The organism is Bacteroides sp. HMSC067B03 (assembly GCF_001811315.1).
Taxonomy (GTDB): domain Bacteria; phylum Bacteroidota; class Bacteroidia; order Bacteroidales; family Bacteroidaceae; genus Bacteroides; species Bacteroides faecis.
Map to the genome: position 1 here is coordinate 1 of NZ_KV804316.1, position 1,425 is coordinate 1,425.

Here is a 1,425-nt window from a genome sequence, read left to right on the forward strand (position 1 = left end):
TTTAATCCTGCTATTGTTCATTTTTCTACCATAATGTTCGGCGGATAAACCACCTTACCTTAAAAGTTTCATCTGCTTGTTAGCAACCGCTTTTACCATTCATGAAAATTATCTTCTATATATTGTTCTAACGATAAAGCGATGATTTCTCTTTCGGCGTCACTATCATGATAGTATATTTCAATCTCCCCTTTAGAATTTATCATTATGGGATTGCCAGAACCATCATCTGAAATCACATAAGTGTCTGTAACTTCAGGATGAACTTCTCTTAATGATTTAGTTTCATCGACCACATTTTCATTGCCGTCTAAAGCATTAATCATCATTCCAGCGTAGGCTGTTCCGAAACTTTTGATAAAGTCTATATAGTCAGAACTAAATTTTACACCTAATTCTTGTTCCGCGCATAATATCTGGTCATCAGATGCTGGTGTCCCAATCATATCATGTGCCGTTAGAAATCTTCTCAATCGTTCTATAAGTTCCTTTTTCATTTTTATTTCTCGGTTGCTAATGTCCGGCAGCGTTCCGCTTATTCAGTCGGTCTGCTGTTTGTTATCAACTTATATTTTGTCTGACAACACCATGTTCATAAGCCAAACTATCACATTCTTTTTGCATATTGGTCAGAACATCTTCGACCACTTTTAAGGAAACTTCTTGTGGTACATTTATGGATACGAATGAAGGGAGATTAGAAATCTCTACCTTGCATCCCATATCAAGTAGTTTGTCTCTGACCATCTGCATACGTTTATCGTTAAAATGTACCCTCAATGTGCTATTTCCAGAGGGATTCACTATGGATTGAAAATGATATTCGCCATCTTCTTCTGTAACACATATCTCATCCCCCAAACTGATTCCATAGGTATAGAATGGCACATTATCGACAATATAAGTATCATTACTTGCCTTTTTGCACCACAAACCTTCAATAGAAAATGGTGGATAGCCATCTTCATCTTGTTCCAAGTGAAATAGCACTTTTATATGTTTGTCTTTTTTCATTTTATTCATTAATAAGTTGATAATGTTCTGTGGATAATCGACCTTTATAGGAGATTAATCCGCTTGTTAGTTGCATATTTATAATCTCGATAAAAGGATATTTAGCTCCTTTATTTCCTGCCTTTCATCATCATATACCAAAGCATTTCTATATGAATGATTGCTTGTACATATCGTTCCTATCTTGGGAATTTCTTGTATGTCAGAGTTGGATATTAATAATCCATTCAAGATACATTTACCTATATATGCGGAATGTTCCTTGAATAAGGGAATTTGTTGCAATCGTTGGATTATTGCATTAAGTGCTATGTCTTTTTCTTGTTCCCTGATTGCAGACAAAGGTAAGAGTAAATGGAACAGTACATCTCCATATTTCTCTTTTGTAATCCTCATTAATTCCGAATATGT

At 34.9% G+C, this 1,425-nt stretch carries 3 protein-coding genes; all 3 read right to left on the minus strand.

Annotation, left to right across the window (positions count from 1 at the left end; genetic code table 11):
• Positions 1–92: 92 nt before the first annotated feature.
• The gene (locus HMPREF2794_RS07210) at positions 93–497 is read right to left on the minus strand and encodes an SMI1/KNR4 family protein (RefSeq protein ID WP_008627667.1); all 405 of its coding nucleotides are present in this window, start codon (positions 495–497) and stop codon (positions 93–95) included.
• Between the two features lie 64 nt (positions 498–561).
• On the minus strand, positions 562–1,014 hold the full coding sequence (locus tag HMPREF2794_RS07215) for a DUF4265 domain-containing protein (RefSeq protein ID WP_224262761.1): 453 nt from the start codon (positions 1,012–1,014) through the stop codon (positions 562–564).
• 78 nt (positions 1,015–1,092) lie between these two features.
• Positions 1,093–1,425: Imm19 family immunity protein (locus HMPREF2794_RS07220; protein ID WP_168166591.1), on the minus strand; the 333-nt coding region annotated here is incomplete at its 5' end.

What these genes read in the sequence shown, in the direction of transcription:
- HMPREF2794_RS07215 (WP_224262761.1), bottom strand. Translation starts at nt 1,014, where the DNA reads ATGAAAAAAGACAAACATATAAAAGTGCTATTTCACTTGGAACAAGAT.
- HMPREF2794_RS07210 (WP_008627667.1), bottom strand. Translation starts at nt 497, where the DNA reads ATGAAAAAGGAACTTATAGAACGATTGAGAAGATTTCTAACGGCACAT.